Genomic DNA, 26,140 nt, shown 5'->3' with positions numbered 1-26,140 from the left:
GATAGGTTATATTTACTTAATTTAACATTATCAAGGAACAATGGCAATGCGTCATGATCATTTAACATTTCCAGTTGGTAAAAAAGATGGACACAAGGTTACTAAGGTTGTTCTTGTTCAACTTGGTTCTCCTGAGTCTCCATCGACATCGGATGTGCGTAAATACTTAAGGGAGTTTTTGGCCGATCCAAGAGTCGTCGACATTGATCCTAGGGTCTGGAAAATAATTTTAAACCTCTTTGTTCTCCCGTTTAGACCTAAAAGGTCAGCAGCATTATATAAAAGAATTTGGGAAGGAAGTGAATTTCCATTAACGAGAATTACTCGTGAGTTTACTCATCGAGTAAATGAGCTAACTCCTGAGCATATTGAAGTTGAGCATGCTTTCTTACTTTGTGGGCCAAAGGTTGCTGACGTTTATGCGAAGTGGGAAAGGGAGCTTGATGAGAGAAAAGATCCTGCTCAAAAGCTAATCGTGATTCCTATGTTTCCACAATATTCAGAATCAACAATTGCAAGTGGAATTGACTTCTTTGGAAAACTTTTAGAGACAAAAGTCAGAATTCCAAACTTTGAGGTGATTACAAATTTTCACCGTCTCCATGCTTTTATTGATAACTCAATTGAGAAGATTAATGAGAAGCTTGCTAATGAGAATATTGATGAGTTAGTGATCTCCTTCCATGGTATTCCAAAGAGGAGAGTTATTTATAAGAAGGATCCATACTATCAGCACTGCTTTGAAACTTTCGAGTTTATCAAGCAAGGGGTGGTTGGCATTGATCCTGAAAAAATTCACATGACTTACCAATCTCGCTTTGGAAGTGAGGAGTGGCTAACCCCATATACAGATGAATACACTGTGAATCTTGCAAAGGGTGGCGCAAAGAATATTGCTGTTTATTGCCCGGCCTTCGTTGCAGATTGTTTAGAAACAATTGATGAGATTGGAACGGAGCTGCAAGAAGAAGTTGAAGAGTTTGGAACTCATATTCACGCTATTGCGTGTTTGAATGATGACGAAAATTGGGCCAAAGGTTTTGCTGACTATGTTGAAACACTTTGTGAGAACCCAAAAGATGTCGAAAAAATAGAATATCAATTAGAAGAGGAAAAATACATGGATATGCCAAAGCAAACAATGGAATCGGAGCCATTAAGTGATAATGCTAAGAAGTCGCTTAAGATCGTCTTTTTAACTTTATTTTTAGATCTTGTGGGATTCTCAATTATCTTCCCACTATTTCCAGCACTTGCTAAGTATTACTTAACTGTTGATGCTGATAATGTTTTCTTAAAAGCGATCTTTGGTTCAATCGATACGCTAACTCAAGCTGGAGGAGCAAGTAATTTCTCTGCTATCGTACTCTTTGGTGGTGCGCTTGGTGCACTTTATTCACTATTACAATTTGTTGCAGCACCAATTTGGGGAACAATTTCAGATCGCATTGGAAGAAAGCCGGTACTTCTCGTTTCAGTCTTTGGACTATTTATAAGTTATGTCCTGTGGGCAGTTGCCGGTAATTTTACAATCCTAATTATTGCTCGCTTCATTGGTGGGATCATGGGGGGGAATATCTCGACAGCAACAGCTGTTGTGGCCGATGTGACAACAAAGAAGAACCGTTCAAAAGGGATGGCAACGATTGGTATTGCCTTCGCTCTAGGTTTCATAATTGGGCCAGCAATGGGTGGGATTCTTTCACTATTTGATCTAACTAAGATTTACCCAGTGCTTGCTGATTACGGCGTGAACCCATTTTCAATGGCCGCAATAGTAGCTGGTGTTCTTTCACTATTTAACTTAATCAACTTATTTAATAAATTTGATGAAACTCTTCCTGAAGCTAAGCGTGGAAAGCATGAGAGTGAGAGAAGTGCAAATCCGATTACACTTTTCAGGCCACTTCCATATAAAGGTGTTAACCTAACAAACTTTGGTTACTTCTTATTTCTACTAGCATTTAGTGGGATGGAATTTACTTTAACATTCTTAGCGGCGGAAAGGCTAAGCTACTCATCGATGGATAACGCTTATATGTTTATCTTTATCGGTCTTATCTTAGCACTTGTTCAAGGTGGATATGTTCGTCGTAAGGCCCATACAGTAGGTGAGAAGCGTATGGCGCTTCAAGGTCTTGTGACAATTATTCCAGGTCTTGTTCTAATTGGCCTGGCCGAATCTTCTTGGCTTGTTTACGGTGGTCTATTTTTCTTAGCTGTAGGATCGTCACTAGTTATCCCATGTCTAACTTCACTTGTTTCAATGTATTCACCGGCACAAAGCCAGGGGCATGTCATTGGTGTCTTTAGATCCCTTGGAGCACTAGCAAGAGTTATTGGGCCAATCGTAGCCTCTCTTGTTTACTGGCGCTACAGTTCTGCGGCTCCATATTATCTTGGAAGTATCTTCTTAATTATTCCAATTCTTATGATTGCGAGACTTCCAAAACCGCAAGAAACAAATGTATAGTCTGCTGCGGCCCTGCCTCTCGCAGACATACGGATAAAAAAAAAGCCTCGCTAAGCGAGGCTTTTATCATTTTGGACTAGTGTCCTGTTTTCATTTCAATTTGAGATTGCATGTAATTTTCAATACCAACCTTTTCAATAAGTGAAAGTTGAGTCTCTAGCCAGTCGACATGCTCTTCTTCTGAGTCAAGGATCTTAGATAAAAGATCACGAGAAACATAATCTTGTTTACTTTCGCAAAGCTCGATTGCTTCTTTTAATAATGGTACAGTTTCAGCTTCTGTTTCAAGGTCTGCTTCGATGATTTCTTTTACATTCTGACCAATTCTGATTCTCTCAAGCTTTTGAAGATTAGGTAGTCCTTCCAAGAAGAGAATTCTCTTAATAACTTCATCAGCGTATTTCATCTCATCAATACTTGCTTTGTACTCAAGGTGGCCGATCTTATCGAGTCCCCAGTCTTCAAGCATTCTTGCATGAAGAAAGTATTGGTTAATGGCCGTTAATTCTTTTGTAAGAACATTATTTAATGCTTTGATTACGTCTTGATCACCTTTCATGATTAATCCCTTTCAATAATTAATTATGGATTAATGCTATAGAAGATTGGGATGTGTTTCAAGGATTTTATTTTTTGACTGGACTTAAGTTATTCTTAACTTCACTGGACTGCTCTTTCTGATTAGCTTTTAGATTCTTCTTAGCAAGGCCAGAAGAAACTTGTTCTAGTAAGCAAACACCGCATGAATTTCCGATACCAAGGCTATTGATAACCTCTTTCTCTGTCTGACCCTGCTTGATTGCATTATCGAGCATATCTTGTGTAATGGCGTTACATATACAAATATACATTAACTTAACTCCTCATTTGATCTTATCGTCAAAAGTTTTAATAATCAAACAAAAAATTGAGGTATGATAAATATATTTGACCGCTAAAATGGAATTTCAGCTATTTATAACTCTCTTTGTGAATAATTGGGCCATAGTTAATTGATGCTTTGAGGCGAGGATTAGCTCGTCGCTTTGGGCCATTCCTGGACAACCATTAACCTCGATTAGACGAAAACCGCCTCGTTCTTCTTCTAAGATATCAACGCTGATAAAGTAGAAATCAAGCTCATTGACAATAGTATCTGTGATAGAAAGTACCTGTCGTGGGGTTTTATCTTCTTCAATCATCTCACAACTACTAGAAGCAAAATTAAGAATATGAAATTCGTTTTGTGTATTCTTCGGTGACTTTCTAATAATGAGTTTCTTAATTCTATTTGAAGATAGGCCCTTAAATAATAGAACACGCCATTCAGATTTTAATTCAACATAGGGCTGGATGATATAGTTGAGATCACCTTTATCAATTAAGTCCCTTCGATCCTGAATGATATTAGTTGATGGGTAGACCCCTTTGGCCTGTTGACCACGTGTTGTTTTGAAAACCCATTTGTTTTGCTTTCCTGCATAGATAGGTTCTTGTTTAAGTAAATAAGTTTCAATTACCTGTGACGGTTCAAGAATTTCTTTGAAGTGTAGCCACTGTAGGAACTTATCTCTTAGTACACGTGAACAAGTAACAGGATTAATCATTTTTTTTTGCTCGAGTATGGCCATATTTTCAAGGTCATCATCATTATAGTTAAGGCCTGTGTTACGATTGATCACAACATCGGCCCAGGCCATGTCCTCGTTACTAACGGAGTATGGATCAGAGAAACGGCACGAATGAGTCGCTTCATTGAACGCTGCTTCGAGTTGTATACAGGCATAAAGCCTCGGGTTGGTTGTTAAAATGAGTAAGTTTTGGCTTTTCATATTGCGTAATATCTCACTAAAATATTGAATATCTATAAATTATATATGATATTATAACACTATATTAATTTGGCCTTAATGGTAGCTATGAATCGATTATCAATATTTAATTATACAACTTTATTCTCTTTAATTATCGTTTTACTTTCTTGTTCTGGTGTTGAGCTTATCAATAGTGACCAAGACGGAAATGCCGTTTCAAAGGCCCCAGAAGTGGCCAAGCAAGCTGAAGTCGCAAGAAAAAAAATTGAGCAACCTAAGAAGGCCATAACTAGTGATGATTTAGGCTTTACTGATCATTCTCATAAGAATGAGTTTTCAACTGTTGAAAATACAAAGCGCGTAAAATCATTTTGTGGTGATATCGATAAGAAATTTAAAAAGTACGGATGGGGAGAGTCTCATTGTGACTCGTATAAGTGGATTCATGTGAGAGACACACATCAAGGACGACCGATTATGTGGACAGTCTTTGGAGACGAGGAAGAACATAAACAAGAGCCTAAGAATATGACCTTAGTTCTATGTGGTGTTCATGGTGATGAAATTACACCGATCAAATTTTGCTTTGATATTTTACACCACCTTTATCACGAGGTTGCTACAATTGAAGGGCAAAAGAAGTTAAAAAATAATCTCGTTGCTGTTGCCCCAATTGTCTCTCCTGACTCATTCTTTAAGAGAAGACCTACTAGAACAAACTCGCGTGGAATTGATCCAAATAGAAACTTTCCAACTAAGGACTGGGATAAGAAGGCCCTCCACCTATGGAAAACTCGTTACGGAGCGGCCAAGCGTAGGTACCCTGGTAAAGTTGCAAACTCAGAACAAGAGACGATCTTTCAAGTGAATATTATCTCTCGTTATAATCCAAATAAGATTATTACAGTTCACGCCCCATTAACGATTCTTGATTATGATGGCCCGGTCGTTTCTAATCATATACATGAAGAAGATGGCCTTGCGCTAAAGGCCGAAGAACTTCTTAATACAATGAGTAAGAAGGCCAATGGGTATCGTGTGAAGAACTATCCTTTCTTTCCTGGAAGTTTAGGAAATTTTGCTGGAAATGAGAGAAAGATTCCTACCTATACGCTAGAGCTGCCTTCAAGTGATAATCGCAATCATAAGAAGTATTGGAAGATGTTTCGTGAGTCAATTGACTTCGCAGTTTTTCATGCACCAATGACTCGAACTGAGGTTACGGCAAGAAAGAACCAGATTGATTAAAGTTTAGTCATTTTAGTGACTTAAAAGCAAATCTCGGCCACTTTTTTACACTTTCATATCAATTTAAATTGACTCAAATTCCATTAGGATTTATTAGTAGCCTATGGAAAAGAACTTATGGAAATTAGCGGGGCTTGAGGCCCCAAATACGCCTTACGATATGGCAATTGTTACTGACGAAGTTAGACCTCATAGTGTTAACCTTGTTGGTTTTGGTTTTGATGGAACGGCATGTTTTAGAAAGGGGACACGCTTAGGGCCAGATGCTTTAAGAGAAGTTTCTGATGGTATTGAAACCTATTCACCATATCTTGATCTTTCAACTGAAGATTGCACTTTCTATGATCTTGGAAATCTTCCAGTTGCAGATCAACAAGAGGAGAGTTGGAAGGTTGCGACTGCTTGTTTCGAAGAGAATTTTGATCATATTAATTTAAAAGAAAACGATATAAAAATTATGACTCTTGGTGGAGAGCATTCAATTTCTTATGCTCCAATTAAGAAGTACCTGCAAGACTTTGAGGATCTTGTTTTAATTCATCTTGATGCTCATGCTGATCTTCGTGATGGATATCTTGGTTACCATTATTCACATGCCTCAATTATCAAGCGAAGCCTTGATCACTTTGGGCCAAAGCATAATCTTATTCAATATGGGATTCGCTCTGGTACAAAAGAAGAATATGAGTACATGAATGAGAATGGAACTATTGCAAAATCGCGTGCAGAGTTCTTAGATCGAGTTCGTGCAATCCCGGCGAATCGTCCGGTATACTTAACACTTGATTTGGACTACTTCGATCCAAGTTTCTTTCCTGGAACTGGAACACCAGAGCCTGGTGGAGAAGACTTTCATTCATTTATTAGTTTTGTAAAAATCCTATTAGAAAAGAATATAGTAGGTTGTGATATTGTTGAGCTAGCTCCTGAGATTGACTCATCTGGGAATAGTTCTGTTTTTGCTGCAAAAGTTGTAAGGGAAATGATTCTACTTTTAACTAGCAAAACGAAGTCTTAGTAAGAAAAGGAAGTTTAAGAAATGACAAATGAGACTTGGACAATTCAAGATTCTGATCGCCTCTACAACGTAAGTAAGTGGAGTAACGGTTATTTTAAGATCGAAGAAAATGGACAACTTAAAGCGACTCCAAATCCAAATAAGAATGTTGGAATCGTTATTAATGACGTTATTGAAGAAGCAAAAGAACAAGGAATTCAACTTCCTTTAGTAATTCGTTTCCATGATATTTTACGCTCGCAAGTAAAGCTTTTAAATAATACCTTTCAAAAGGTAATTGATGATGAAGATTATCGCGGGAAATTTTTTGGTGTTTACCCTGTCAAGGTAAACCAAATGAGAGAAGTCGTTGAAGAAATTGTTGATGCTGGCTCTCGCTACAATTACGGACTTGAAGCTGGATCTAAGCCTGAGCTTCTTTCTGCTCTTGCCTATAATAATAACGCCGACTCTCTTACTGTTTTAAACGGTTACAAAGATCGTGACTATCTAAAGCTTGCTATACTTGGAGCAAAACTAGGACGTAAGATATTTGTCGTTATTGAAAAATTCTCTGAACTGCGCATGCTTGTTGAGCTTGGTAAGGAGCATGGGGTAATTCCATTTATTGGAATTCGAGGCCGCATGTCTGTTAAGGGCCGCGGTAAATGGGAATCTAGTGGTGGAGATAAGGCGAAGTTTGGTTTAACGACTTCTGAAATTATCTTGGCCATTGAGTTCTTAAAAAAGCATGATCGCTTGGATATGTTAAAGCTCTTTCACTTCCATATTGGATCTCAAATTACTGATATCCGCTCAATTAAAGAAGCAATTGAAGAGGGCTCTCGAATCTATTGTAAGATGCAAAAAATTGGTGCTCCTCTGCAGTATTTTGATGTTGGTGGTGGACTTGGTGTTGACTACGATGGGACAAACTCAACAAACGATTCATCAATTAATTATTCAATTACAGACTATATTACTGATATCGTTTACGGACTAAAGTCTGTATGTGATCTAGAAGGTGTCGAGCACCCGCATATTATCACTGAGAGTGGACGCGCAATCACGGCACACCATAGTTGCGTTATCACAAATATCATTGGTGAAATTGATAACACAAAGATTGAGTTTTCAACTAAGCAAGAAACAGGTGAACATAATCTCGTTACTGAGATGAGACAAGTTGGTGAAGTTTTAGAAAAAACAAAAAATTGGCAAGAAGCATATAATGATGCTTTGAAAATTAAGACTGATTCAATTCATGCTTTTAAACTTGGGATTCTTGAGCTTGAAGAACGAGCGAAAATTGAGACTATGCATCTGCGTATTCTTAAAGAAATTAATTCTCTAGTTCCTGAAGAAGATTTTCAATCGGAACTAATGCAGGATCTTGAGAATACCCTAAGTGGCCAATACTTATGTAACTTTTCTGTGTTTCAATCTGCATGTGACAGCTGGGCCATCGAACAAGTTCTACCTGTTGTTCCACTTACACGTCTTAACGAAAAACCTCTTAAGAGATCAACTCTTGCAGATATTACATGTGATAGTGATGGGAAGATTGATCGCTTTTATGATCCTGATGAAGGGTTTAAAAAGACAATTGCAGTTCATCAGCTAAATGAAGGTGAGGAGTATCGCATTGGTATTTTCTTAACAGGAGCCTACCAGGATGTTATGGGTGATATGCACAACCTTTTTGGACGAGTTAATGAAGTTCACGTCTACGCAGATAGTGACGATCCAAAGGGATTTTATATTGAAGAGACTGTTGAAGGAAATTCTGCACGTCAGGTTCTTTCAACAATGCAGTATAATCCTGAGTTTATGGCCTTTAAAGTAAAACGCTATATTGATCGTCAGGTGTCACGTGGAAGGATTCGTCCTCGTGATGGTGTGTCTCTTGTAGACTTCTATGAAGATTGTCTCAAAAGCTATACTTACTTAAAATAAAACTGTCATAAGTTGTTAAAAATTATCGGTCTCTGATAATTGACTTACTTACTTTAGTGTTTGATAATTATTGTATTATTAAAAGAAAGTTTGTCAGGGATCGATAACATGTCTTTAAAAATTGAAAAGAATTCAATCAAACCACCAAAACAACCAAAATCGCCAGCATCAAAATCGAATTACTTCATTATATGTGCACTATCTTTGATGACACATGGTGTTCTTATCTATAATTGGCTTATTTCAAGAAGCTTATACAATCTTATTTTTATGGTCTTAGCTGGGGTCCTTGCTATTGTTGCTATCATTCCTATGATTAAAGAATATTACGCGAAAATGCGTCTCTTTAATGATAGTGAATTATTACGCCTAGAAGTTGAAAGACTGACGAGTGAAATGAAAGAATTAAAAGAAAGTAAGAAGTCACTTCAAATCAAGCTCTCACAAGAAATGGAAGCTGTTGAAAGTCAAAAAGAACAAATCTCTCAATTTGAATTAATGAATATTGAACTTCAAAATACGATGGAAGACATTAAGGATCAAATACTTGTGATTAATGATGGACATAAAGGAATGGGGCCAATCGTTGATTCTATTAATGAATTAAGAGAAAAAGCTCTTGAGTTCATTAAAGAATTACCAAAGCAAAGTGATGCTAAGAATGAAACAGAAGAAGGGGATTCTAAATTCCAAGAAACTTTTGAAAAGTTTATGAATGAATTCCAGGATATGAAAGATATTATCTTTCAACTAAAGACACTAAGCTTTCGTGTTGATGTTCAAGCAAGTTTACTCAATGACTCCGAAATGTCTCAAAGTAGTAGTGAACTTGAAGGCCTAAGTCGTAATCTTGCAAAATTCTTTAATAATGTAATTGGGCTTCTTTCAAATCTGGAAGAAACTTACCGTGGAAATCAAGATCAACTAATTGAAAAGTTAGCAATTTGTCGTGACGAGATTGATTCATACTTAGACTCAAAACAAGATATTGCTTGTGAGGTTGAAGAAGTTAGAGGGCAAATTGAGACGGCATGTGAAATTATGACAACTAAAATGGATTTAGTTGAAGAAACGATTGGCCGCGGCGACGACTCTGAATTAATTGAAGAAAATGCCGTAATTTCAGCAACTAATCAACAATCCCAAGAATCTCAGATTATTCAATAAGTGAATCATTAAAATAATTTAAGTATTTACCGATACTCTTCATATCAGCGAATGAAGCTGGTGTGAGGAGTAGTGGGAAATGCCAATTCAAGACCTATCTGATGTCGATTTAAATACATCTGAAGAAGCACAAGATAGTGGCGTTCAGGAGTATAAATTTGGTGGTGTTCATGGACACAATGATCTTTCACATTTGTCTCTTTACTATAAGCAACCAATTAAAGCACTTATAGGGCGTACTGGCCTTGTTATACTAAGCTTCTTTACAATTGGCCTAGTCTTATCCTTTGTGACTTTATTTCTAAGTTATACAACTTTTGGGCGCGAGTTTATGCAAACTCTAGTTTTTAATATCTTTTAAAATTGTTGCCGCTATCTTTTTAGGAATTGGCATGATGGATAGGCGAGAGCCTTTTTTTACCAAAGGCATCTCCTCAAAGCGACTATCAGCTTTCATTTCTTTTAGCGTTAATGCTTTAGAAAATTTTTCGACAAATTTTATATCAACAAGAAACCAGCGTGGAGCTTCTTTTGTGGCCTTTGGGTCAAAGTACTTTGATTTCTCATCAAATTGCGTCTTATCTGGATGTGACTCTTTGACTACTTCTGCAAGTCCCACGATAGCTGGCTCTTTGCAACTTGAGTGATAGAAGAAGACCTTGTCTCCAAGTTTTATCTCATCTCTCATGAAGTTGCGGGCCTGATAGTTTCGCACTCCATCCCAAGATTCCGATTGTTTCGGACGCCTTGCGAGGTCATCAATAGAGAAAGCATCAGGTTCGCTTTTAAAGAGCCAGTATTGCATTATTATCCTTTTTCCTTAAGGGTTTTGGATTAGTCCTTCAAGGTTTTTCTTCATAAATGTTGGCAGGTAGAATGCTGCCTTATGAAGTCCTGCATTGTAGTAAGAGAACTCAAGTCCGCTTGCTGCTACTGCGTCTTCTCTAAAATCGTTTATTGGGTGAATGTCGCCTTTTGTTGCAAAAGTAAATGACCACAGTCCACCAGGATATGTTAGGTTAGAGAAGTTATAGATAAATGTATTTTTGAAAATATCATTTAGAACACCGAGCATACTCTTTTGAATTTCTGCCTCAAACCAAGGCGATTCTCCTTGAGAAACAACGATACCGTTTTCAGCAAGGCACTTATTTACATTAGTGTAAAACTCAGGGCCAAATAGAGGGGCCGCTGGTCCAATTGGGTCAGTTGAGTCGATGATGATAACATCAAACTTCTCTGTTGTTTCTTGAACAAATTTAACACCGTCGCCGATGATTAGATCTAGTTTTGGGTGACCTTTTAGAACTTCTGCAGTTTGTGGAATGAATTCAATACATGCTTCACAAACAGCACCATCAATTTCAACCATTGTACATTTTTCAACTGAAGAATGACGAAGTACTTCTCTTGCTGTTCCACCGTCACCACCACCGATAACAAGTACGTTTTTTGGATTTGGGTGAACAAATAGTGGCACGTGAGAAATCATATCGTGATAAGCAATCTCATCTCTTTCTGTTACCATTACTAGTCCGTCGTTTAGAAGCATTTTTCCATGCCCCTTTGTTTCGACAACGTCTACAGTTTGGAATTCTGTTTTCTTCGAGTAAAGAACATTCTCTACTTTATATCTCATCCCGTAAAAATCTTTATATCTTTCTTCGATCCATAGGTTACTGTGCATAACTGTCTCCTGATATTATTTTATTAAAGTAATTTGTATGGTGTTAAGCGGTTTGTACGTAATTTATAAAAGTGTGAAAAGTACATGATATAGCCGCATTTTAAATAGCTTTCAACTTGCGTCTTTGCCTTGTATTCTCCAGGGTTTACATTGAGCCCGCAGTTTCCATCTTGATTTGGACAGAACTCAATGAAGTCATAAGAGATTGGCTCCATTGCATCAATTAGCACTCCAGCAATTTCCTTCATATCAATATCTGTTTCAAAACTAATATACGGACACTCTTCTTGCGGAGTAATGTGGCAAGTGAAGTAGTTGTCATCCTTGATGGCATTTAAAGAATAGCCATATGGGTTGAAGACAAAATCATCAAGTTCAAAACCTGGTAGGATTTCATCTAGTTTTAATAAATCTCTGATCTGCTCTTTTGTTACATTTTCATCGGTAAGAAGTTTTCTCGCTTCACAAGATATTTCGTACATTAGAAGTTCAAATGTGTGATCATCTACAGACGGAGTGTATTCTCGATCGAGGAAATAAATATAGTTGTGGTGATCATCAATATTGCCGAAACGAAATGCTGTTCCATCAAATTTATTTTCTAGAAGTTTAATATCATCCATAAAAGTTGAGTGCTGCATATGAGAGAAGTACTCATTCTTTCTTTGAAAGATAAGTTGTTTAATTGAATCCTTTCCGTATTCACTAGTAAAAAAGTCAATGGCCTGAATAAGTGTCGTCTGGCCACAAGTAATAATAAGCATTCTGTCTTCCCAAACAAAGAGAGAGGACTCTGAAAGTAGAAATGCTTTCAACTTTTCATTTTTTACACTTGAAAGGATTGTCGCTTTCGCTTTTTCAACTAGCTGGGCCCAAAAAGTATCAGGGATTTCTAGTAAGTTAAGGCCATCTTTAACGATAATTTCGGCCTTCTTTTCTGAACCTTCAAAAATCATATTTCATCCAATTTTTAAATACCTAGCTACTTACCCTAGGTGGTGCAAGTACTCAATATTACAACTAATTTTAATGTCACATCTTATTGCTTGTTAGTCCATCAGGCAAGTAATAAGGGCATAAAGAGGGCCATCCTATATATTTTATAGCCAATAATTTTGGGCATTACCCTAAAGTTTTAACCAAATTTTACCGATTAATAACTGTAAAGCATTAATGAGGGGATTATCATGCTCGCCAGTTTTTCAGAATTTAAGTTCTTTCAATCATTTAGAATTCCAGTTGAAGAAGCGGATAACTTACGTTTTCTCATTCAAAAAGAAGATGAAGTTGGCCATCTCGAATATATCGATGACGCTAAACTTGTTGATATTTCAATCACTGGTTTTGGTTTTAAGACACACGAGAGAATTTCTGTTGGAACAGAACTAGAAGTTTCTCTTCAGTTTAAAAAGAAGCATCTTGATTTAACTGGGCGAGTTGTTCGTGCCTTCTCAAATGTTTTAGAAGATGAAGAGATTATCTATGGTGTTGAGCTTGACGTTGAAAAAGGAATTAATAAATTTCTAGAGTCATATATCATGAGCTTTTCTTCAGAAAGATTAAAAGATTGTCTGATTCAATCAGCACTAAAAGAACGTTATACAGATCCAAATGAAGGATTTGAAATGTTCTCGCTTTTACTTTCTCTATTCAAAGATATTACTCACTTTGGTGATAAAGAAGGCTTTCTTGATACAATGCTTGAAGAAGTTATTCGTATTTTGAATGCACAACGTTCTTCAATCTTTTTAATCAATCCAGATACAAATGAGCTTGAAGCAATTGCTGCTTTAGGGTTAGATAAGACGGGCCTGAAGTTTGATTATCGCCTTGGTGTTGCAGGTTCTGTTTTCACAACGGGGGTCGCATTAAATATTTGTACTGAAAGTGATGAGTCGCGATTTAATAATGCCTTTGATGAGCAAAATGGATTCACGACAAAATCAATTATTTGTTATCCTATTTATAACCGTGAAGATAAGATTATTGGTGTAATTGAAGTTATTAATAAGCGAAATGAAAATCGTTTTACTATTGAAGATGAAAAAACAATGAAGGTTTTAGCTCTTGTTTTCTCATCAGTATTCCATAGCTTTAACCCTATCTCGAATAATTCAAAAATCCGTCGTTTCTCTGCTCCATATGATCGTCAGTATGCAATCATTGGAAACACAACAGGTGTTAAGTCGATGAGAAGCTCGATTTCAAAGCTAAAGGATCTTGATAGTCCAGTTCTTATTACAGGTGAGAAGGGAGTTGGAAAGAATCTTTATGCAACAGTTCTGCACTTTGAAGGTAAGCGCGGACTACATGAAGTAAATACTGTGAATTGTAAATTACAAGATACGGATAAGTTAGAGGCCCAGCTATTTGGCCCAGATGAAAATCAATGTGTTTTTTCGAAAACACAAGGTGGAACAGTCGTTCTTAATCATATTGAAAATCTTTCTTACGAATGGCAAGAGAGACTGTTTGAAGTTATCTCAAACAGAGGTACTTCAGGTGGTATTGTAAGTATTGATTGTCGTATTATGGCAACATCGATTAAGGATCTTGGAATCCTAACTGATGAGGGACTATTTCATCGTGATCTTTTTGAGTTTTTATCACAAGCTCAAATTAATATCGATCCACTAAGACGCCGTGAAGATGATATTGAAATGCTTGTTGAGTATTTCTTAAAGGTTGAGTGTAAAAGACAAGGCCTTTTACTTAAGAGTTTTTCTAAAAAGGTTATGGAACAAATCCTACAGTATGACTGGCCTGGAAATATTTATGAATTAAAGAAATGTATTGAAAGAGCTGTGCTATATCATCCAAAGTCACATATTATATCTGATATTGAAATCAATGACGGAGTATCTCCGCTAGTTGATATTTCAATGAAGCAGAAGCAATTTGGACAGATTGATCATGTCACAGATTTTACACTTCCTCTAAAAGATCGTCTTGCTCTTGTTGAGCGTGAAATGATTCTTAATGAGATTAAAAGAAATTTTGGAAATAAGTCTAAGGCTGCAAAAGAGATGGGAATCTCACGTGAGGCCCTTCGTAAAAAGTTGATTTATTCTCAAGAGATACTTGATCAACTAGAAGCTCCTGAAGTGGATAAAGATAAAAAAGTTGCTTAAAATTAAATAATATACAAATGAAAAGGCCTCGCGATGCGAGGCTTTTTTATGCTTATAATTCAATAATCGGTTTCCATTCTAACCACTCACTATTGGCCTTTTTGTGAATTTTAAAGTAATTCTTCTTTCTTTTTGTGAATCTCTCAGGCGTAGCAAATTCAACTCCTCCAGAGAAGAGAGTCTCTAGGGATTGAGTGCTTATTTTAGCTCCTGAAAAAAGTCCAAATTCTACGTCGACACCGCTTACATTCCAAAATTTCGTCTCTTCCTTCAAAAGTCTATGATAAGGAGAATTTACGAAGATCTCAGCAATAATATTCTTAGCTCGTGTATTGAGTCTTACATCTGTGATTACGCCAACCTGGATTCCACGGTAGTAAACACCTTGCCCTTTTGCGAGAGAATTTCTGCGGTCACTATAAAGACTAAGCCTTTGCCCAAATTTATTGTGTACTTCTTTTAGAGGTGCTTGTCTTAGCGCCTTAAAGCTATCTGTTTGCTTACCTTTATTATATCTTGAACGGCCGATATCCACAGCAATATAATTTCCTGTAAGGGCATCGATCGACTCAATCCCACTAAGGGAAATTTTAGGCTTAACTTCCCAAAACTTTGCTCCCTTAACGACAATATTTTCAAATTCTTTCTTTATTGTCGCTTGTACTGTAAGTGTTGATTTATTACGATCAATTTTTGATCCTGTCACATATCCAATAACAATACTTCTAAATTTAATTGGAGTTTTAACTTTTGAAACAGCGCTACCTAGTGGGAATTCGATTTCAATTTCCTTTCCTGGTATTGTTTCCTCATAAGAAGTATAGAGTTTAAAACTTTTTTCAAAATTTTGCTTAAGAACTGTCTTGTTATCACTTTCAAAGTTTACAAATGAGATACCGCCTTTAACTAGTGAGGCCAAAGATTCTGTTTGTACTTTTACCCCCGTAAGTGAAGCATCAACTTGCATTCCACTGACGTTGTAGAATCTTGAAGTCGAATGAATTAGGTTTTGATAACGGCTTTCAATGAAAACTGTAATATCGACTCCATCTCTTTCCATATCAAGATCATAACTAGTGACTTCTCCTACTTGAATTTTATTGTAGTAAATTGGTGAGCCGTTAGAGATAGAGCCAAGTTTATTAGCATTGAGTTTTATATAGATACCATCACTTCTAAGACTGCGTGGAGTCTCATTAAGAGCATCAAAATTCCTAATAAATTTTCCCTTTGCTGGATGCATATTAATGAATTTACCACTAATAATGGTACCTAGACCTGAAATACCTGATAGGTTTACCGTGGGGCTTACAAGCCAAAACTTCGTATCTTTTGATAAGTAGTCGCGCATACGAGGGTTCATTTCTACATGGACAGCAACACTTGTGAGATTTTTATTAAGCTCAGTATCCTTTACACGGCCAACAATTGTTCCCTTGTAGATAATCGTAGTCTTACCTGGGATAATTCCATCTGCATTTTTGAAGTTGATTGTAATATATGAGGCACGGGCCATTAAGTTTGTATATAAAAGCCAGATCCCAATTGAAACAGCAGCTACGGGAAAGAACCAAATTGGATTTATTCCTTTTTTGCTAACAACTTGAGGTTTTCCGTTACTCATATCTTTCCTTATTATCCCAGATTAATCTTGTGTCCACTTCATTTGACGCTAAGATGGTTAGTATTACGACTGCTGTGAAGTAGAGCACAGCAGGCTCTGCTTTTATTTGAGAAATGAATTCAACATTAACAAGTATAACAAGGAGGGCAATAACAAAGATATCAAGCATAGACCATTTCCCAACGATATGAACAACTCGATAAAGCTTTGTTAACTTCTTCTTTTTTCTCTCATCTAAAGTATTTATATTATCAATGATATACCAAAGTGAAATGATTTTAAATATTGGGACAATTATACTGGCCGCAAATACAATCATGGCAATAGGGTACATCTTTAATGTGATTAAGTTTAGAACACCACCGAGGATTGTCCTTGGAGTGCCTCTATTGAACGTTAGAACTGTCATTATGGGAAGAAGGTTTGCTGGTATGTAGAGGGCAATGGCCGCAATGAGATAGGCTTTGCAACGAGAGATTCCTTCGTAATTTCTAAGTTCAATCTTCGCACCACATCTCGTACAGGTAAGAATTGAATTTACTTTTTGGCACTTAGGGCACAATGCCTTTTGATGATCAATTCCTCTCATAAAGCTTCTTCCATAATTCATCAAAGTGAGTAACTGATTGAAGTAGAATGTTATTAATCATAAGTAAGACCAGGCTAAGAGTCCCAATAGTAAGTTCAACGTCAGAGCGATCGACCATTTTCGAAACCGTCACAATAATACCCATGAAGTAGACATCGACCATAGACCATTCATGAGAAGGGGCTAAGTACTTAAGTAGTGGCTTAGAAATACTCTGATTAATAAACTTATTTTTAATAAAAATTGATAAATAAACGAGCAATCTAAAAAGTGGAATTAGAATCGCAAAGAGAATAACAGAGATTGCTATTGGCCAATATGCTTTAGTGGCAAAAGCGAAGACAGACTGATAAGTCGATGTTTCTAAATTACTTCCTGCCATATGAATTTTCAAAACGGGTAAAAAGAATGCCGGATAGAATAATAAAAGTCCCGATACCGTTAGAACCTTTACCATGAGAATTGTGCTATCGCCGCGGTAGAGAGTGTATCCACAGCACTGGCAAACGGCCTTTTGTCTCGGAGCAATTAATTTAAATTCGTAGAGTTCATCACAGTCAGGGCAAAGGATTAATTTTGAATTATCCTTTAGCGTCTCCTCATCAATTGGAAATGACGTTTTATCTGTGTCGTCTAGAATTGTGGCCATAATAATATTAGGCCATAAATTACCGTTATTTTTAAGAGAGCAAACCTTGCACTATAGACTAAAAGGCCTTGTGAGTATCAATTAATTTACCATCTTGGTAGTGGCGACAATTTCCATCTGTACGTAGTTCAATATAGCCATGGATAAGTTTAGGTTTATCGACAGGCTCTTCTGACTTAGTTGTCTCATCACTACTACCAAGAGCAGCAGTCCGTACTCCAGCGCTCATCGCTGTTGCATTATCATAGAGGTTTTGAATTATTTTTGAGTCGTAGAAACTTAAGGATCTTTTCTTTTCTCCTCCACCTAATTGAGGATACATGATGGACTCTACTGATTTTGAATTAGTATGCTTAAGCCCAATTAAATGGCCAAGCTCATGGAGAATAACAGATGGCATATCATAATAAGAAGAAGTTTCATTGGTATTATCAAAAGTGAACCAATAGTCTTGTAAATTGACAATAATATCACCATGAACCATTCTAAGGTAACTGCCCTTATGTTCAGCAAAGTAGGAGGTGATGGCAAGAACCCCGAAGCCAACATCTGCATACCAATCTTGTGTAATATAGATTCCGATTTCTCCATCATAATAATCGTCCAGGTCTGAAGCTGGATCGCGGGAAGCCGCTTGGCCATGACCTAAGACAAAGTAGTCTCTAGCATCATCGGCATCATTCCATGCCTTTTGCATCTCTTCCATCATGTCGTATTCTAGGTAGTTTCCGTCATCTTCATCTGCTAAGGGGAGGCTATCTGAGCCACCATCAAGATCATTGATATTACTGAAGTCATTGTGGACTTTTACTGTTAAAGGTAGTGCCGATGCATTCCAGCGCAATGGGAGTGAGCTAATTGAAGGTCCCTTATCTGGTTCTTCAACGCAGGAGATAGTCGCCGCACAAAAACACGCTAATAGAAAAGTTGATTTAATAAACTTCATCCCAAACCTTTATCAATAGGAGAGCAATATGCTCGGATAAGTGCCATTAAGCACTATTTTAATAGATATCGGTCCGTGGGATATTAAATTTAGAAAAAATAAAGAACGGGGGCCGTAAGCCCCCGTAATCATAAATCTTATTTACATTTATTCTTAAAATATGACAAATGTGATTACTTTTGTGATTTTGCGTGATCGGCCAGAAATTGAGCCAGTCCCTTTTCTGTTAGTGGGTGACCAAATAGCGACTTAATTACACCAAATGGCATTGTCGCAACATCTGCACCAACCATTGAGCAATGTTTCACGTGATCTGCGTGACGTACTGAAGCTGCTAGGACCTCTGTTTCAAATCCATAGATATCATACATATGACGGATTTCTTGGATTAGAGTCATTCCATCTGCACCAATATCATCTAATCTTCCAATAAATGGAGAGATATAAGTCGCACCATTCTTAGCTGCTAGCAGAGCTTGGTTAGAACTAAAACACAGAGTTACATTAGTTTTGATTCCGTTTTCACTGAACCACTTACATGCAGCGATTCCGTCTTCCGTTAATGGAAGCTTAATAACGATATTACTGTGAATTTTTGCAAGTTCACTTCCTTCTTTAATCATACCATCTTTGTCAGTTGCAATAACTTCTGCAGAGATTGGCCCATCAATGATTTCACAAATATCCTTGATAACTTCAACTTGTGAACGACCTGTTTTTGCAATGATTGATGGGTTTGTTGTTACACCATCAATGATGCCCCATTTCGCTGCTTCTTTAATTTCGTTGATATCACCTGTATCGATAAAAAATTGCATATTTTGCTCCTAAGGGAAATATAAAAAATTAATAAAGAAATTTAACATGGGGAGGAGTAATGGACAAGTTTTCTACCTCTTTTAGTAAAGACGTTTTGCGCTATAATGAGTATATGAGATTAATACTTCTAATGTTTTCATTGATTATGGCCCAAGGTATGGTGCAGGCCAATGCTGACGGTTTTATCATCAAGAAGGACGATGTACGCAATAAAAATATTAAGAAGGACTATAATGCCTATGAGAATTATATTAATGATCATGGCTTTGATACTTTCTATGATCCGAGTATCGACTATTCTAAATTCTCTGGTCGTGTTACCGACAAAGATCCAACTTCAACTGTTTTTAAAATTCAGGTTGAGTCTCGTAATGTGAAATTTCTTAAGCCATCAGATGTTGTTTATTTTAATGTCGCAAGAAATATGGACAATGATCGCTGTAAAGGACATGTACGTGCCAGTGAAGACAAGTATATAACAATTTATGCAAAGGACCTTGAGGATTGTTGGGGTGAAAACTCAACATTAAGGAGAGGAACGATCCTTGTCTTTGAAAGTAAAACACTTGCGGCCAGGATAAAAGAGGCCTCTCGCTACCGCCTATCTTTACTAGCTAAAAAAAGAGATTTTACGTTCCAGTTAAATGACGTGAATAAATTTGTCTGGGGCTTTTCACAAAAGCAAGTGGAAGTCGCGGCCGATTACGATAAGCAAATTCTCGAGCTTCAAAGAAAAAAAGATGAGGCATTGAATTTACTTCTTTCAAAAAAGAACGATCAGGTTCGTCTTCAAGCTGAACTTATTTATAAGCTAGATAAGCTTGATCAAGACCTAGACTTCTATCGAATTGAGAAAGATGAACTTTATACTGATCGTTGGCATCTTGATAAGGATGCTGGCCTGCCAGTATATGACAGACCTGTACCAATTAAAAATTCTTACTAGTCTTAAATGAGCTTGTCTTCATTCATGGCAAGCTCAATAAATTGGTCATTGTAGAAATGCTTATCCATATGTTCTTTATACGGTTTTAAAGAATATGCTGGAGAGACTCCTAACCACTCTTTCATTGTTGTCTCATTAACTCCATTGTGAAGCCAAGTAAAGATACAAGACTGACGTAGTGACTTTGGTGTAATTTGAATCATCAATTGGCTGCGCCACTCCTCAAATAATAACTCCATGCCACGGGCCGATAGTCCTCCGGAAAGAATCTTATGGGCATTGGCATTAAAGAGAAGATGAGGGAAGTTGTGGCCCTGCTCTTTTTTTACTTTTTCAAGTAGCTCGATATACTCATAGAATAAACGGCCAAATATAGCAGGGAAGGTAACTGTATAGGGGTCACGCTTTTCATGTGTGATGACTGCTTTGATTTCGTCTCTAAAAGAAAAGCTTGAAACTTTAATTTTTGAAAGCTCACTTACTTTAAGTCCCCCAAGATAAATGGCACTAAAGATAATCCCATTTCTCTTGGCCTTTAGTTTTTCAAGATCGTTCTTGGCCATACGTTGATCATTTAAGAGCGTATGCCACAGACTCTTTATATGAGAGAAGGTTGCAGGTCTTGGTATATCCAGAAATTTTGGTGAAGTTGGAATTTTTCGAACAGGGTTGGCATTAAAAACACCTTCTTCTACTAAGTGGTCGAAGAAAATTCTTAGGGCCTGAACTCGGCGGCGACGTGAGTTATCAGAATTATACTTGCTCTCTAAGTACTTTCCATATTCAAGAATCTCTGGGATTGAATAGTGTTCAATACTTGTCTGCTTAGCGCTTTCTGTTACATATTGGTTAAAGCAGGCCAGGTCTGTTCGATAATTCTTTATTGTATTAAGACTTCGGCCTTTGGCCTCAATCTTTTTGAAGAAGGCCTTTTGCCATTTTTCTAACTTATTTTTATTGGCAGTTGCGATTTCCATATCCATCCTTAAACTACGTATATTACTGAATATATTATCGAACCTGTTATTATTTCACAAGAAGAAGCTTAAGCTTGCAATTGGTGGGATAAAGCATTATAAATGGCCTTAACAATTCAATATTAGGTGATTTATGCTCGAGACGACCTCACTCGGCCCGAAAGGGAAGAGTAATCCATTTGCCCATGCATTTTATGTGCACACGATTGCAAATTTTAAGCAATCAAGTGATACAAATGCTAGTGGTGCATTAGAGCAAAATCACAAATTCTTAATTGATACATTCCTTAAATATTCAAATATTGAAGAGAAGCTTTTAGCTACTTTCAATTTAAATTTTAAAGATAACGCACTTCTGATGCGTGCCTTTACACATAGCTCATATGCTCATGAGGCCAAGGTAAAAGTAAAAAGCTATGAGAGATTAGAGTTTTACGGAGACTCTGTTCTTGGTGCATTTGTGACAAAGAATCTCTTTCTTAATTTTGATGAGATGAACGAAGGCCAGCTTTCAAAGCTTCGTAGTGCTCTTGTTAATGAAGAAAGTCTAAGCGGACTCGCTAATTTCTTAGGTCTATCTTCTTTCTTAATTGTTGGAAAGGGAGAGTTAGAGGAAGAAGTTAATAGTGGAATTCTTTGTGACTTATTTGAATCACTTCTTGGAGCAGTCGCGATAGACCAAGGTGTTGATCGTGCCGACGAGTATTTAAATACAGTTTTGAGCATGTATGAGAAGGAAGTCGGAGAAAAATTCTTTTGCGAAAAGAAGCTAATAGACTTTGACCCAAAGACAAAACTACAAGAGGAAACACTGGCCCGTTTTAAAAGTCTCCCTGAATATCGTGCCACAAAGATTGGACAAGAATTTAAAATTGAGCTCTATGTAAATGAGCAATATATCTGTGAGCTAATGTCTCATAGTAAAAAAAATGGAACAAAAGAAATTGCAAAGAAATGCTTAAAAAATAATTTATTAGATCGTCTTTAATTTTACGGAGAAGTTATGTTATTAGAAAATCAACACCCAGACAACAAATCACTTATGGCCGCTATCGTTGGAGCTCCAAACGTAGGAAAGAGTTCACTTGTAAACTACTTACTTGGTATGGACCTTTCAATTGTAACGAGCAAGCCACAAACAACTCGTAATAAATTTCATGCCGTTTTTACAGTTGATCATACTGAAGTTGTATTAGTAGACACTCCAGGTCTACACAAGGCAAGTCAGGAACTAAATAAAAGAATTAATCAACAAGCAGTAGAAGGTGTTGATGGTGTTGATGTAAACCTTCTTCTTATTGACTTAACAAAAGATATCCTTGGACAAATCAAAGACTTTAAAGAGTATATTGGTGGAAAAGAGTTATCAAAAACTTGGCTAGTATTTACTAAGTCAGATCGTGTTGAAAATGCAGAAGCGCTTCCTCTAGATAAAGTATTTGAACAAGCTAAAGAAGTTATCCCGTCAATTGAGAGATTCTTCTGTATTTCAACTAAGGCCGGAGATAATGTTCACTTACTAACCGCCGCTCTTTGCGATGAAGCGAAGCCGGGTTCTCACTACTACCTAGACGGTGCAATTTCAAATAAGTCGCAACGATTCTTTGCGACGGAATATATTCGTGAACAAGCTTTTGAATTATTAAAAGATGAGCTTCCATATGAAATGGCCGTTGTTATCGATGAGTATAAAGACTTTAAAGATAAGACAGGTGCATTTGCAGCTCACATTTCAGCTTCTATCCTTGTAAACCGTCCATCACAACGTGCAATCGTTGTTGGATCTAAAGGAACAATGATTAAAGAAATTGGTATGCGTGCACGTAAGAAAATCGCTGCTATGACTGATGGGACAGTTCACTTAAATCTACACGTTAAGGTTTCTCCGAAATGGTTTAAGAATAACTTTGTTCTAGAAGAACTTGGTCTTCCTAGAGCAACAAACTCTGCACGTGTTTGGAAAAAAAGATAATTTATATATAAAAAATAGGACTTTAATATGCAAAAACGATCAATGATCATCTCATTAATTGGACGACCGAATGTTGGAAAGAGTTCCGTGTTCAACCGATTAATGAAGAAACAATTTAAGGCCATTACACATGATATGCCAGGTGTTACTCGTGATCGTCACTACGGAATTACAACTTTCAGTGATGCAGATGAGGATCGCCCATTAGATGCAATTCTTGTTGATACCGGTGGTTTCTATCCAACTCAAGTTGATGAGAATGGAAAGAATGACCAAGAAATTAATGCAAATAAATTCTTCAACATCATGACAGACCACGCTCATCAGGCGATTGAAGAGTCAGACCTTGTTCTCTTTGTCGTTGATGTTAGAGAAGGTGTTCTGCCGTTTGATAAGACAATTGCTAACTTCATTAGAAAACAAAAGAAGAAAATGTGGCTTATCGTTAATAAATTTGATTCAAGTGCTCAAGACGGCGATGAATATGCATTCTATGAACTTGGTATAAATAATGATGAAATGTTTGTTACTTCCGCGGCCCATGGCCTAGGAATGGAAAACCTTCGCGAAAATATCCACCGTGAGATGATGGCATTTTCAGAATCAAATGATGTCATGAATATCTCTGCTCTACAAAAAGGTGTTACACCTCGAGAAAATGTTGTGGCAAAGCTTGCTCTTATTGGTGCACCAAACGCTGGTAAATCAACTCTTCTAAATCAACTTCTTGGAAGTGAACGCGCCCTTGTTTCTGATATTGCTGGAACAACTGTGGACCCAATTGATGGCTACTTTGATCTTTTCCTTGGAGAAGATGCTAAGAAGCTTGATGAGGCCAAGGCATTCTTTAAGAATGATAATCTTCTACGTTCTCAGTACGAAGATTTCAAAAAGAATAACCCTGATCTTTATAACGAGCTAATTTCTTCTTATGATCTTGAAGAGGAAGTTGAGACTGAGTTAGATGATTATGAATTAGAAGGTCTAGAAGATGCGATGCTTGAACAAGACGAAGAGCTTGATGAAACATCTGTAACTCGTATGGAAGCTCAAGTTTTCGGCGAAGAAAGTAATGATGCTGGCCCTGGAGAAGAATCGAGTGAAGGTGAAGCCGAATCTCTGCTCGAAGCAGAAATCGAAGGCAGCCATTGGCGCTCAATCCACATCGTCGACACTGCAGGTATTAGAAAACAGAAGAAAATTGATGACTTTGTTGAGTCGCAATCTGTATATCGTTCCCTAAGAAGTATTGCAGACAGTGATGTATGTATTTATATGATCGATGCGGTTAAAGGTGTTTCTCATCAAGACAAGCGTCTTCTTGATATTGCTATTGAAAAAGGTGCTTCAGTCATCGTATGTCTTAATAAAGTTGATCTCATGGGGGATACTTTTAAGGATCAAGAAGCACGTAAAGAGTGGCTTTTAAATATTCGCGATAAAATGCCTTGGCTAAATTACTGCGACATCATTCCTATTTCTGCAAAACATAAGAGAGGACTTAAGCGTCTTAAGAAAATCCTTGCAAAGACAATCTTTATTAGAAGACAGTCAATTGCAACGGGTGCTCTAAACCGTTTCGTATTTGAACTTATTGAAAGACACCCAATTATTCTTAAGGGATCACGTGGTAAGAGATTCCGTGTTAAGTACGCATCTCAAATCAAGGCCGATCCACCAACATTCTTATTCTATACGAATAAGTCGAAGGGGATTCCTGAAAACTATCGTCGTTATCTAAAGAATGGCCTTCGTGGTGCATTTCCTCTGGACAACACTCCAATCCACCTGATTTTCAGAACGGGGACAGATTTACAAAACCGCATGAAGAAAGTTTCAAAATAAAAAAGGGGCCCTCGATTGAGGGCCTTTTTTTAATTAATAAATTCTTAATTATTCTCTAGATTTGACTTTACTCGAAACTATTCGAACGGCTTGCCGATACGAGAAGATATGAGTAATGACTTTCCTTTTTCTCTTTTAAGAAAGCTTCCTTTAATGAACAAAGAAGTTAATAAGTATAGCTTTGGTCATGTTGTCGTAATTGGTGGCAATTCAGGCTATGCTGGTGCTGCAAGGCTTGCTGCAGAAGGTGCTCTCAGATCAGGTGCAGGAATGGTGAGTGTGCTTACTCAAAAAGCAAGTGTATCTGGTGTTCTGGCCGGACGCCCAGAGCTTATGGTTCGAGGAATCGAAGCCAATGAAAAAGGCATTGAGCACGCAAATGCTATTTTAAAGAAGGCCACAAGCGTAGTCCTTGGCCCAGGCCTTGGTCGAGATGAATGGGGTCGATTCATGTGGGATCACTTCTGTCATCTCTCTCATAATAAAGTCGTAGATGCGGACGCCCTCTGGTTTTTATCACAGGCCCAGAATCCAATAAAGTTAGTAAATGCTATTATCACACCACATGAAGGTGAGGCAGCAAGGCTTCTAAATGTCCCACGTGAAGAAGTTTCAAAACATCGACTATCATCTGTAAAAAAAATCATGAAGTTTTCAAGTACTTGTGTTCTCAAGGGGCATGAGACTTTAGTGGCCTCACAGAGTGTCGCTTACGAGAACAAAACAGGTAACGCTATTCTTGCAATGGCCGGAACTGGAGATATCCTTGCAGGCATTATTGGAAGCTTCTTGGCCCAGGGATTAAGCTTAGATGAGGCCGCTTGTCTTGGGGTTTGGGTGCATGGCCGGGCCGCTGATTTATTAAAAGAAAGTGAAGAAGGGATTAGGGGAAGTGTGGCCAGTGACCTCTTCCCCTATATTCGAAATACTATGCTTTAACAGAATACTTTCCACCATTTGAAAAGAAAATAGCAATATATATTACGGCATATAGTAGTGCCTTTTCTTTTGAAGCAAATGGATCATTTCCGTGAATTACAAATGCTGCAACTAGCATTGTTACTGCTGAGATCGCTGCAAACCAACGAGTTTTAAAACCAATGATAATGAAGGCCTGACAAAATACTTCTGCAAAAACTGTTGCTGTTAGTGAAAATGGAACTCCTAGTCTAATTGGGTCTGGGAATTTTGTTAAAAGAGTTGTGAAGTTAGCAAGCTTGCCCCATCCATGAGCTAATAGCATCATTAGAGCTGTTGAAACTCTTAGTACTAGCCAGCCAAGGTCTGAATTTAATCTGTTCATTTAATTATCCTTGTTATG

General features: G+C 37.3%; 25 protein-coding genes. 12 read left to right on the top strand and 13 right to left on the bottom strand.

From position 1 onward, the window contains the following. The first annotated feature begins 40 nt into the window (after window positions 1–40). A complete protein-coding gene (gene hemH, locus M902_RS16340; protein ID WP_084710498.1) occupies window positions 41–2,473 on the top strand; it encodes a ferrochelatase in 2,433 nt (810 codons plus the stop codon). Window positions 2,474–2,549: 76 nt separating this feature from the next. Here hemH and bfr read toward each other — a convergent pair whose 3' ends face one another. The 3 genes from bfr to M902_RS08190 form a co-directional block, all read right to left on the bottom strand. Beyond that, window positions 2,550–3,032: a bacterioferritin gene (gene bfr, locus M902_RS08200; RefSeq protein WP_021267265.1), complete on the bottom strand. Its 483-nt coding sequence runs from the start codon at window positions 3,030–3,032 to the stop codon at window positions 2,550–2,552. Window positions 3,033–3,099: 67 nt separating this feature from the next. Continuing rightward, window positions 3,100–3,324 (bottom strand): bacterioferritin-associated ferredoxin, encoded by a 225-nt coding sequence (locus M902_RS08195; RefSeq protein WP_021267159.1) that lies wholly within the window; start codon window positions 3,322–3,324, stop codon window positions 3,100–3,102. A 96-nt stretch (window positions 3,325–3,420) separates the two neighbouring features. Beyond that, a complete protein-coding gene (locus M902_RS08190; RefSeq protein WP_156979782.1) occupies window positions 3,421–4,284 on the bottom strand; it encodes a hypothetical protein in 864 nt (287 codons plus the stop codon). A gap of 87 nt (window positions 4,285–4,371) precedes the next feature. On the opposite strand from M902_RS08190, the gene M902_RS15895 reads away from it, so the two are divergent. From M902_RS15895 to M902_RS08165, 5 genes are all read left to right on the top strand, one after another. After that, the gene (locus M902_RS15895; RefSeq protein ID WP_021267345.1) at window positions 4,372–5,514 is read left to right on the top strand and encodes a M14 family zinc carboxypeptidase; all 1,143 of its coding nucleotides are present in this window, start codon (window positions 4,372–4,374) and stop codon (window positions 5,512–5,514) included. 103 nt (window positions 5,515–5,617) lie between these two features. After that, window positions 5,618–6,532, top strand: a complete 915-nt coding sequence (gene speB, locus M902_RS08180) for an agmatinase (RefSeq protein ID WP_021267169.1) — start codon at window positions 5,618–5,620, stop codon at window positions 6,530–6,532. A 21-nt stretch (window positions 6,533–6,553) separates the two neighbouring features. Then, window positions 6,554–8,467, top strand: a complete 1,914-nt coding sequence (speA, locus tag M902_RS08175; protein ID WP_021267320.1) for a biosynthetic arginine decarboxylase — start codon at window positions 6,554–6,556, stop codon at window positions 8,465–8,467. Between the two features lie 108 nt (window positions 8,468–8,575). Continuing rightward, on the top strand, window positions 8,576–9,634 hold the full coding sequence (locus tag M902_RS08170) for a hypothetical protein (protein WP_021267161.1): 1,059 nt from the start codon (window positions 8,576–8,578) through the stop codon (window positions 9,632–9,634). A gap of 79 nt (window positions 9,635–9,713) precedes the next feature. Next, window positions 9,714–9,995, top strand: coding sequence for a hypothetical protein (locus M902_RS08165; protein WP_021267172.1), 282 nt, complete (start codon window positions 9,714–9,716; stop codon window positions 9,993–9,995). Here M902_RS08165 and M902_RS08160 read toward each other — a convergent pair. Genes M902_RS08160 through M902_RS08150 form a run of 3 tightly spaced genes read right to left on the bottom strand, consistent with a single transcriptional unit; the run spans window position 9,975 to window position 12,277 of the window. After that, complete coding sequence (locus tag M902_RS08160; protein WP_021267279.1) at window positions 9,975–10,439, bottom strand: EVE domain-containing protein; 465 nt, start codon at window positions 10,437–10,439, stop codon at window positions 9,975–9,977. The genes M902_RS08165 and M902_RS08160 overlap by 21 nt on opposite strands. Before the next feature lie 15 nt (window positions 10,440–10,454). Next, window positions 10,455–11,321: a polyamine aminopropyltransferase gene (gene speE, locus M902_RS08155; RefSeq protein WP_021267322.1), complete on the bottom strand. Its 867-nt coding sequence runs from the start codon at window positions 11,319–11,321 to the stop codon at window positions 10,455–10,457. Window positions 11,322–11,344: 23 nt separating this feature from the next. Next, the gene (locus M902_RS08150) at window positions 11,345–12,277 is read right to left on the bottom strand and encodes an adenosylmethionine decarboxylase (protein WP_021267244.1); all 933 of its coding nucleotides are present in this window, start codon (window positions 12,275–12,277) and stop codon (window positions 11,345–11,347) included. A 231-nt stretch (window positions 12,278–12,508) separates the two neighbouring features. On the opposite strand from M902_RS08150, the gene M902_RS08145 reads away from it, so the two are divergent. After that, window positions 12,509–14,452 carry a sigma-54-dependent Fis family transcriptional regulator gene (locus tag M902_RS08145; protein ID WP_021267278.1) on the top strand — a complete coding sequence of 648 codons (1,944 nt, stop codon included), beginning with the start codon at window positions 12,509–12,511 and terminating at the stop codon, window positions 14,450–14,452. Between the two features lie 52 nt (window positions 14,453–14,504). Here M902_RS08145 and M902_RS08140 read toward each other — a convergent pair whose 3' ends face one another. From M902_RS08140 to fsa, 5 genes are all read right to left on the bottom strand, one after another. Further along, the gene (locus tag M902_RS08140) at window positions 14,505–16,076 is read right to left on the bottom strand and encodes an intermembrane transport protein PqiB (protein WP_021267251.1); all 1,572 of its coding nucleotides are present in this window, start codon (window positions 16,074–16,076) and stop codon (window positions 14,505–14,507) included. Beyond that, window positions 16,069–16,665 carry a paraquat-inducible protein A gene (locus M902_RS08135; RefSeq protein ID WP_021267173.1) on the bottom strand — a complete coding sequence of 199 codons (597 nt, stop codon included), beginning with the start codon at window positions 16,663–16,665 and terminating at the stop codon, window positions 16,069–16,071. Before M902_RS08135 ends, M902_RS08140 begins: the two co-directional genes overlap by 8 nt. Further along, window positions 16,652–17,314 carry a paraquat-inducible protein A gene (locus M902_RS08130; protein WP_021267217.1) on the bottom strand — a complete coding sequence of 221 codons (663 nt, stop codon included), beginning with the start codon at window positions 17,312–17,314 and terminating at the stop codon, window positions 16,652–16,654. The genes M902_RS08135 and M902_RS08130 overlap by 14 nt, the downstream gene beginning before the upstream one ends. Before the next feature lie 58 nt (window positions 17,315–17,372). Next, window positions 17,373–18,260, bottom strand: coding sequence for a matrixin family metalloprotease (locus tag M902_RS08125; RefSeq protein ID WP_021267385.1), 888 nt, complete (start codon window positions 18,258–18,260; stop codon window positions 17,373–17,375). 173 nt (window positions 18,261–18,433) lie between these two features. Beyond that, window positions 18,434–19,078, bottom strand: coding sequence for a fructose-6-phosphate aldolase (fsa, locus tag M902_RS08120; protein WP_021267224.1), 645 nt, complete (start codon window positions 19,076–19,078; stop codon window positions 18,434–18,436). 59 nt (window positions 19,079–19,137) lie between these two features. Between fsa and M902_RS08115 the strand changes: the two genes are divergently transcribed. Continuing rightward, the gene (locus tag M902_RS08115; RefSeq protein WP_021267388.1) at window positions 19,138–20,025 is read left to right on the top strand and encodes a hypothetical protein; all 888 of its coding nucleotides are present in this window, start codon (window positions 19,138–19,140) and stop codon (window positions 20,023–20,025) included. 2 nt (window positions 20,026–20,027) lie between these two features. On the opposite strand, the gene M902_RS08110 is transcribed toward M902_RS08115, so the two are convergent. Further along, window positions 20,028–21,002, bottom strand: coding sequence for a site-specific integrase (locus M902_RS08110; RefSeq protein ID WP_021267201.1), 975 nt, complete (start codon window positions 21,000–21,002; stop codon window positions 20,028–20,030). A gap of 133 nt (window positions 21,003–21,135) precedes the next feature. Between M902_RS08110 and rnc the strand changes: the two genes are divergently transcribed. From rnc to M902_RS08090, 4 genes are all read left to right on the top strand, one after another. Continuing rightward, window positions 21,136–21,990, top strand: coding sequence for a ribonuclease III (gene rnc / locus M902_RS15890; protein ID WP_021267367.1), 855 nt, complete (start codon window positions 21,136–21,138; stop codon window positions 21,988–21,990). A 15-nt stretch (window positions 21,991–22,005) separates the two neighbouring features. After that, a complete protein-coding gene (era, locus tag M902_RS08100; protein ID WP_021267177.1) occupies window positions 22,006–22,974 on the top strand; it encodes a GTPase Era in 969 nt (322 codons plus the stop codon). A gap of 27 nt (window positions 22,975–23,001) precedes the next feature. After that, on the top strand, window positions 23,002–24,819 hold the full coding sequence (locus tag M902_RS15885) for a GTPase (RefSeq protein WP_021267339.1): 1,818 nt from the start codon (window positions 23,002–23,004) through the stop codon (window positions 24,817–24,819). Window positions 24,820–24,927: 108 nt separating this feature from the next. Continuing rightward, complete coding sequence (locus M902_RS08090; RefSeq protein WP_021267389.1) at window positions 24,928–25,758, top strand: NAD(P)H-hydrate dehydratase; 831 nt, start codon at window positions 24,928–24,930, stop codon at window positions 25,756–25,758. Here the strand turns inward: M902_RS08090 and M902_RS08085 are convergent. Next, window positions 25,748–26,122 carry a DoxX family protein gene (locus M902_RS08085; RefSeq protein ID WP_021267223.1) on the bottom strand — a complete coding sequence of 125 codons (375 nt, stop codon included), beginning with the start codon at window positions 26,120–26,122 and terminating at the stop codon, window positions 25,748–25,750. The two genes, M902_RS08090 and M902_RS08085, sit on opposite strands and share 11 nt — an antisense overlap. Between the last annotated feature and the right edge of the window lie 18 nt (window positions 26,123–26,140).

The organism is Bacteriovorax sp. BAL6_X (genome assembly GCF_000443995.1).
In the GTDB taxonomy this organism is placed as follows: Bacteria; Bdellovibrionota; Bacteriovoracia; order Bacteriovoracales; family Bacteriovoracaceae; genus Halobacteriovorax_A.
This window is presented reverse-complemented; position numbering and strand designations above follow the sequence as displayed.

Bases quoted from the DNA above. Each gene is read 5' to 3' on its own strand.
- M902_RS08190 (WP_156979782.1), bottom strand. From the start codon at position 4,284: ATGAAAAGCCAAAACTTACTCATTTTAACAACCAACCCGAGGCTTTAT.
- era (WP_021267177.1), top strand. From the start codon at position 22,006: ATGTTATTAGAAAATCAACACCCAGACAACAAATCACTTATGGCCGCT.
- bfr (WP_021267265.1), bottom strand. From the start codon at position 3,032: ATGAAAGGTGATCAAGACGTAATCAAAGCATTAAATAATGTTCTTACA.
- speB (WP_021267169.1), top strand. From the start codon at position 5,618: ATGGAAAAGAACTTATGGAAATTAGCGGGGCTTGAGGCCCCAAATACG.
- M902_RS15885 (WP_021267339.1), top strand. From the start codon at position 23,002: ATGCAAAAACGATCAATGATCATCTCATTAATTGGACGACCGAATGTT.
- M902_RS08130 (WP_021267217.1), bottom strand. From the start codon at position 17,314: ATGGCCACAATTCTAGACGACACAGATAAAACGTCATTTCCAATTGAT.
- M902_RS08160 (WP_021267279.1), bottom strand. From the start codon at position 10,439: ATGCAATACTGGCTCTTTAAAAGCGAACCTGATGCTTTCTCTATTGAT.
- M902_RS08195 (WP_021267159.1), bottom strand. From the start codon at position 3,324: ATGTATATTTGTATATGTAACGCCATTACACAAGATATGCTCGATAAT.
- M902_RS08150 (WP_021267244.1), bottom strand. From the start codon at position 12,277: ATGATTTTTGAAGGTTCAGAAAAGAAGGCCGAAATTATCGTTAAAGAT.
- M902_RS08110 (WP_021267201.1), bottom strand. From the start codon at position 21,002: ATGGAAATCGCAACTGCCAATAAAAATAAGTTAGAAAAATGGCAAAAG.
- M902_RS08140 (WP_021267251.1), bottom strand. From the start codon at position 16,076: ATGAGTAACGGAAAACCTCAAGTTGTTAGCAAAAAAGGAATAAATCCA.
- M902_RS08145 (WP_021267278.1), top strand. From the start codon at position 12,509: ATGCTCGCCAGTTTTTCAGAATTTAAGTTCTTTCAATCATTTAGAATT.
- M902_RS08135 (WP_021267173.1), bottom strand. From the start codon at position 16,665: ATGAGAGGAATTGATCATCAAAAGGCATTGTGCCCTAAGTGCCAAAAA.
- M902_RS15895 (WP_021267345.1), top strand. From the start codon at position 4,372: ATGAATCGATTATCAATATTTAATTATACAACTTTATTCTCTTTAATT.
- M902_RS08085 (WP_021267223.1), bottom strand. From the start codon at position 26,122: ATGAACAGATTAAATTCAGACCTTGGCTGGCTAGTACTAAGAGTTTCA.
- M902_RS08170 (WP_021267161.1), top strand. From the start codon at position 8,576: ATGTCTTTAAAAATTGAAAAGAATTCAATCAAACCACCAAAACAACCA.
- M902_RS08090 (WP_021267389.1), top strand. From the start codon at position 24,928: ATGAGTAATGACTTTCCTTTTTCTCTTTTAAGAAAGCTTCCTTTAATG.
- rnc (WP_021267367.1), top strand. From the start codon at position 21,136: ATGCTCGAGACGACCTCACTCGGCCCGAAAGGGAAGAGTAATCCATTT.
- fsa (WP_021267224.1), bottom strand. From the start codon at position 19,078: ATGCAATTTTTTATCGATACAGGTGATATCAACGAAATTAAAGAAGCA.
- M902_RS08115 (WP_021267388.1), top strand. From the start codon at position 19,138: ATGGACAAGTTTTCTACCTCTTTTAGTAAAGACGTTTTGCGCTATAAT.
- speE (WP_021267322.1), bottom strand. From the start codon at position 11,321: ATGCACAGTAACCTATGGATCGAAGAAAGATATAAAGATTTTTACGGG.
- M902_RS08165 (WP_021267172.1), top strand. From the start codon at position 9,714: ATGCCAATTCAAGACCTATCTGATGTCGATTTAAATACATCTGAAGAA.
- hemH (WP_084710498.1), top strand. From the start codon at position 41: ATGGCAATGCGTCATGATCATTTAACATTTCCAGTTGGTAAAAAAGAT.
- speA (WP_021267320.1), top strand. From the start codon at position 6,554: ATGACAAATGAGACTTGGACAATTCAAGATTCTGATCGCCTCTACAAC.
- M902_RS08125 (WP_021267385.1), bottom strand. From the start codon at position 18,260: ATGAAGTTTATTAAATCAACTTTTCTATTAGCGTGTTTTTGTGCGGCG.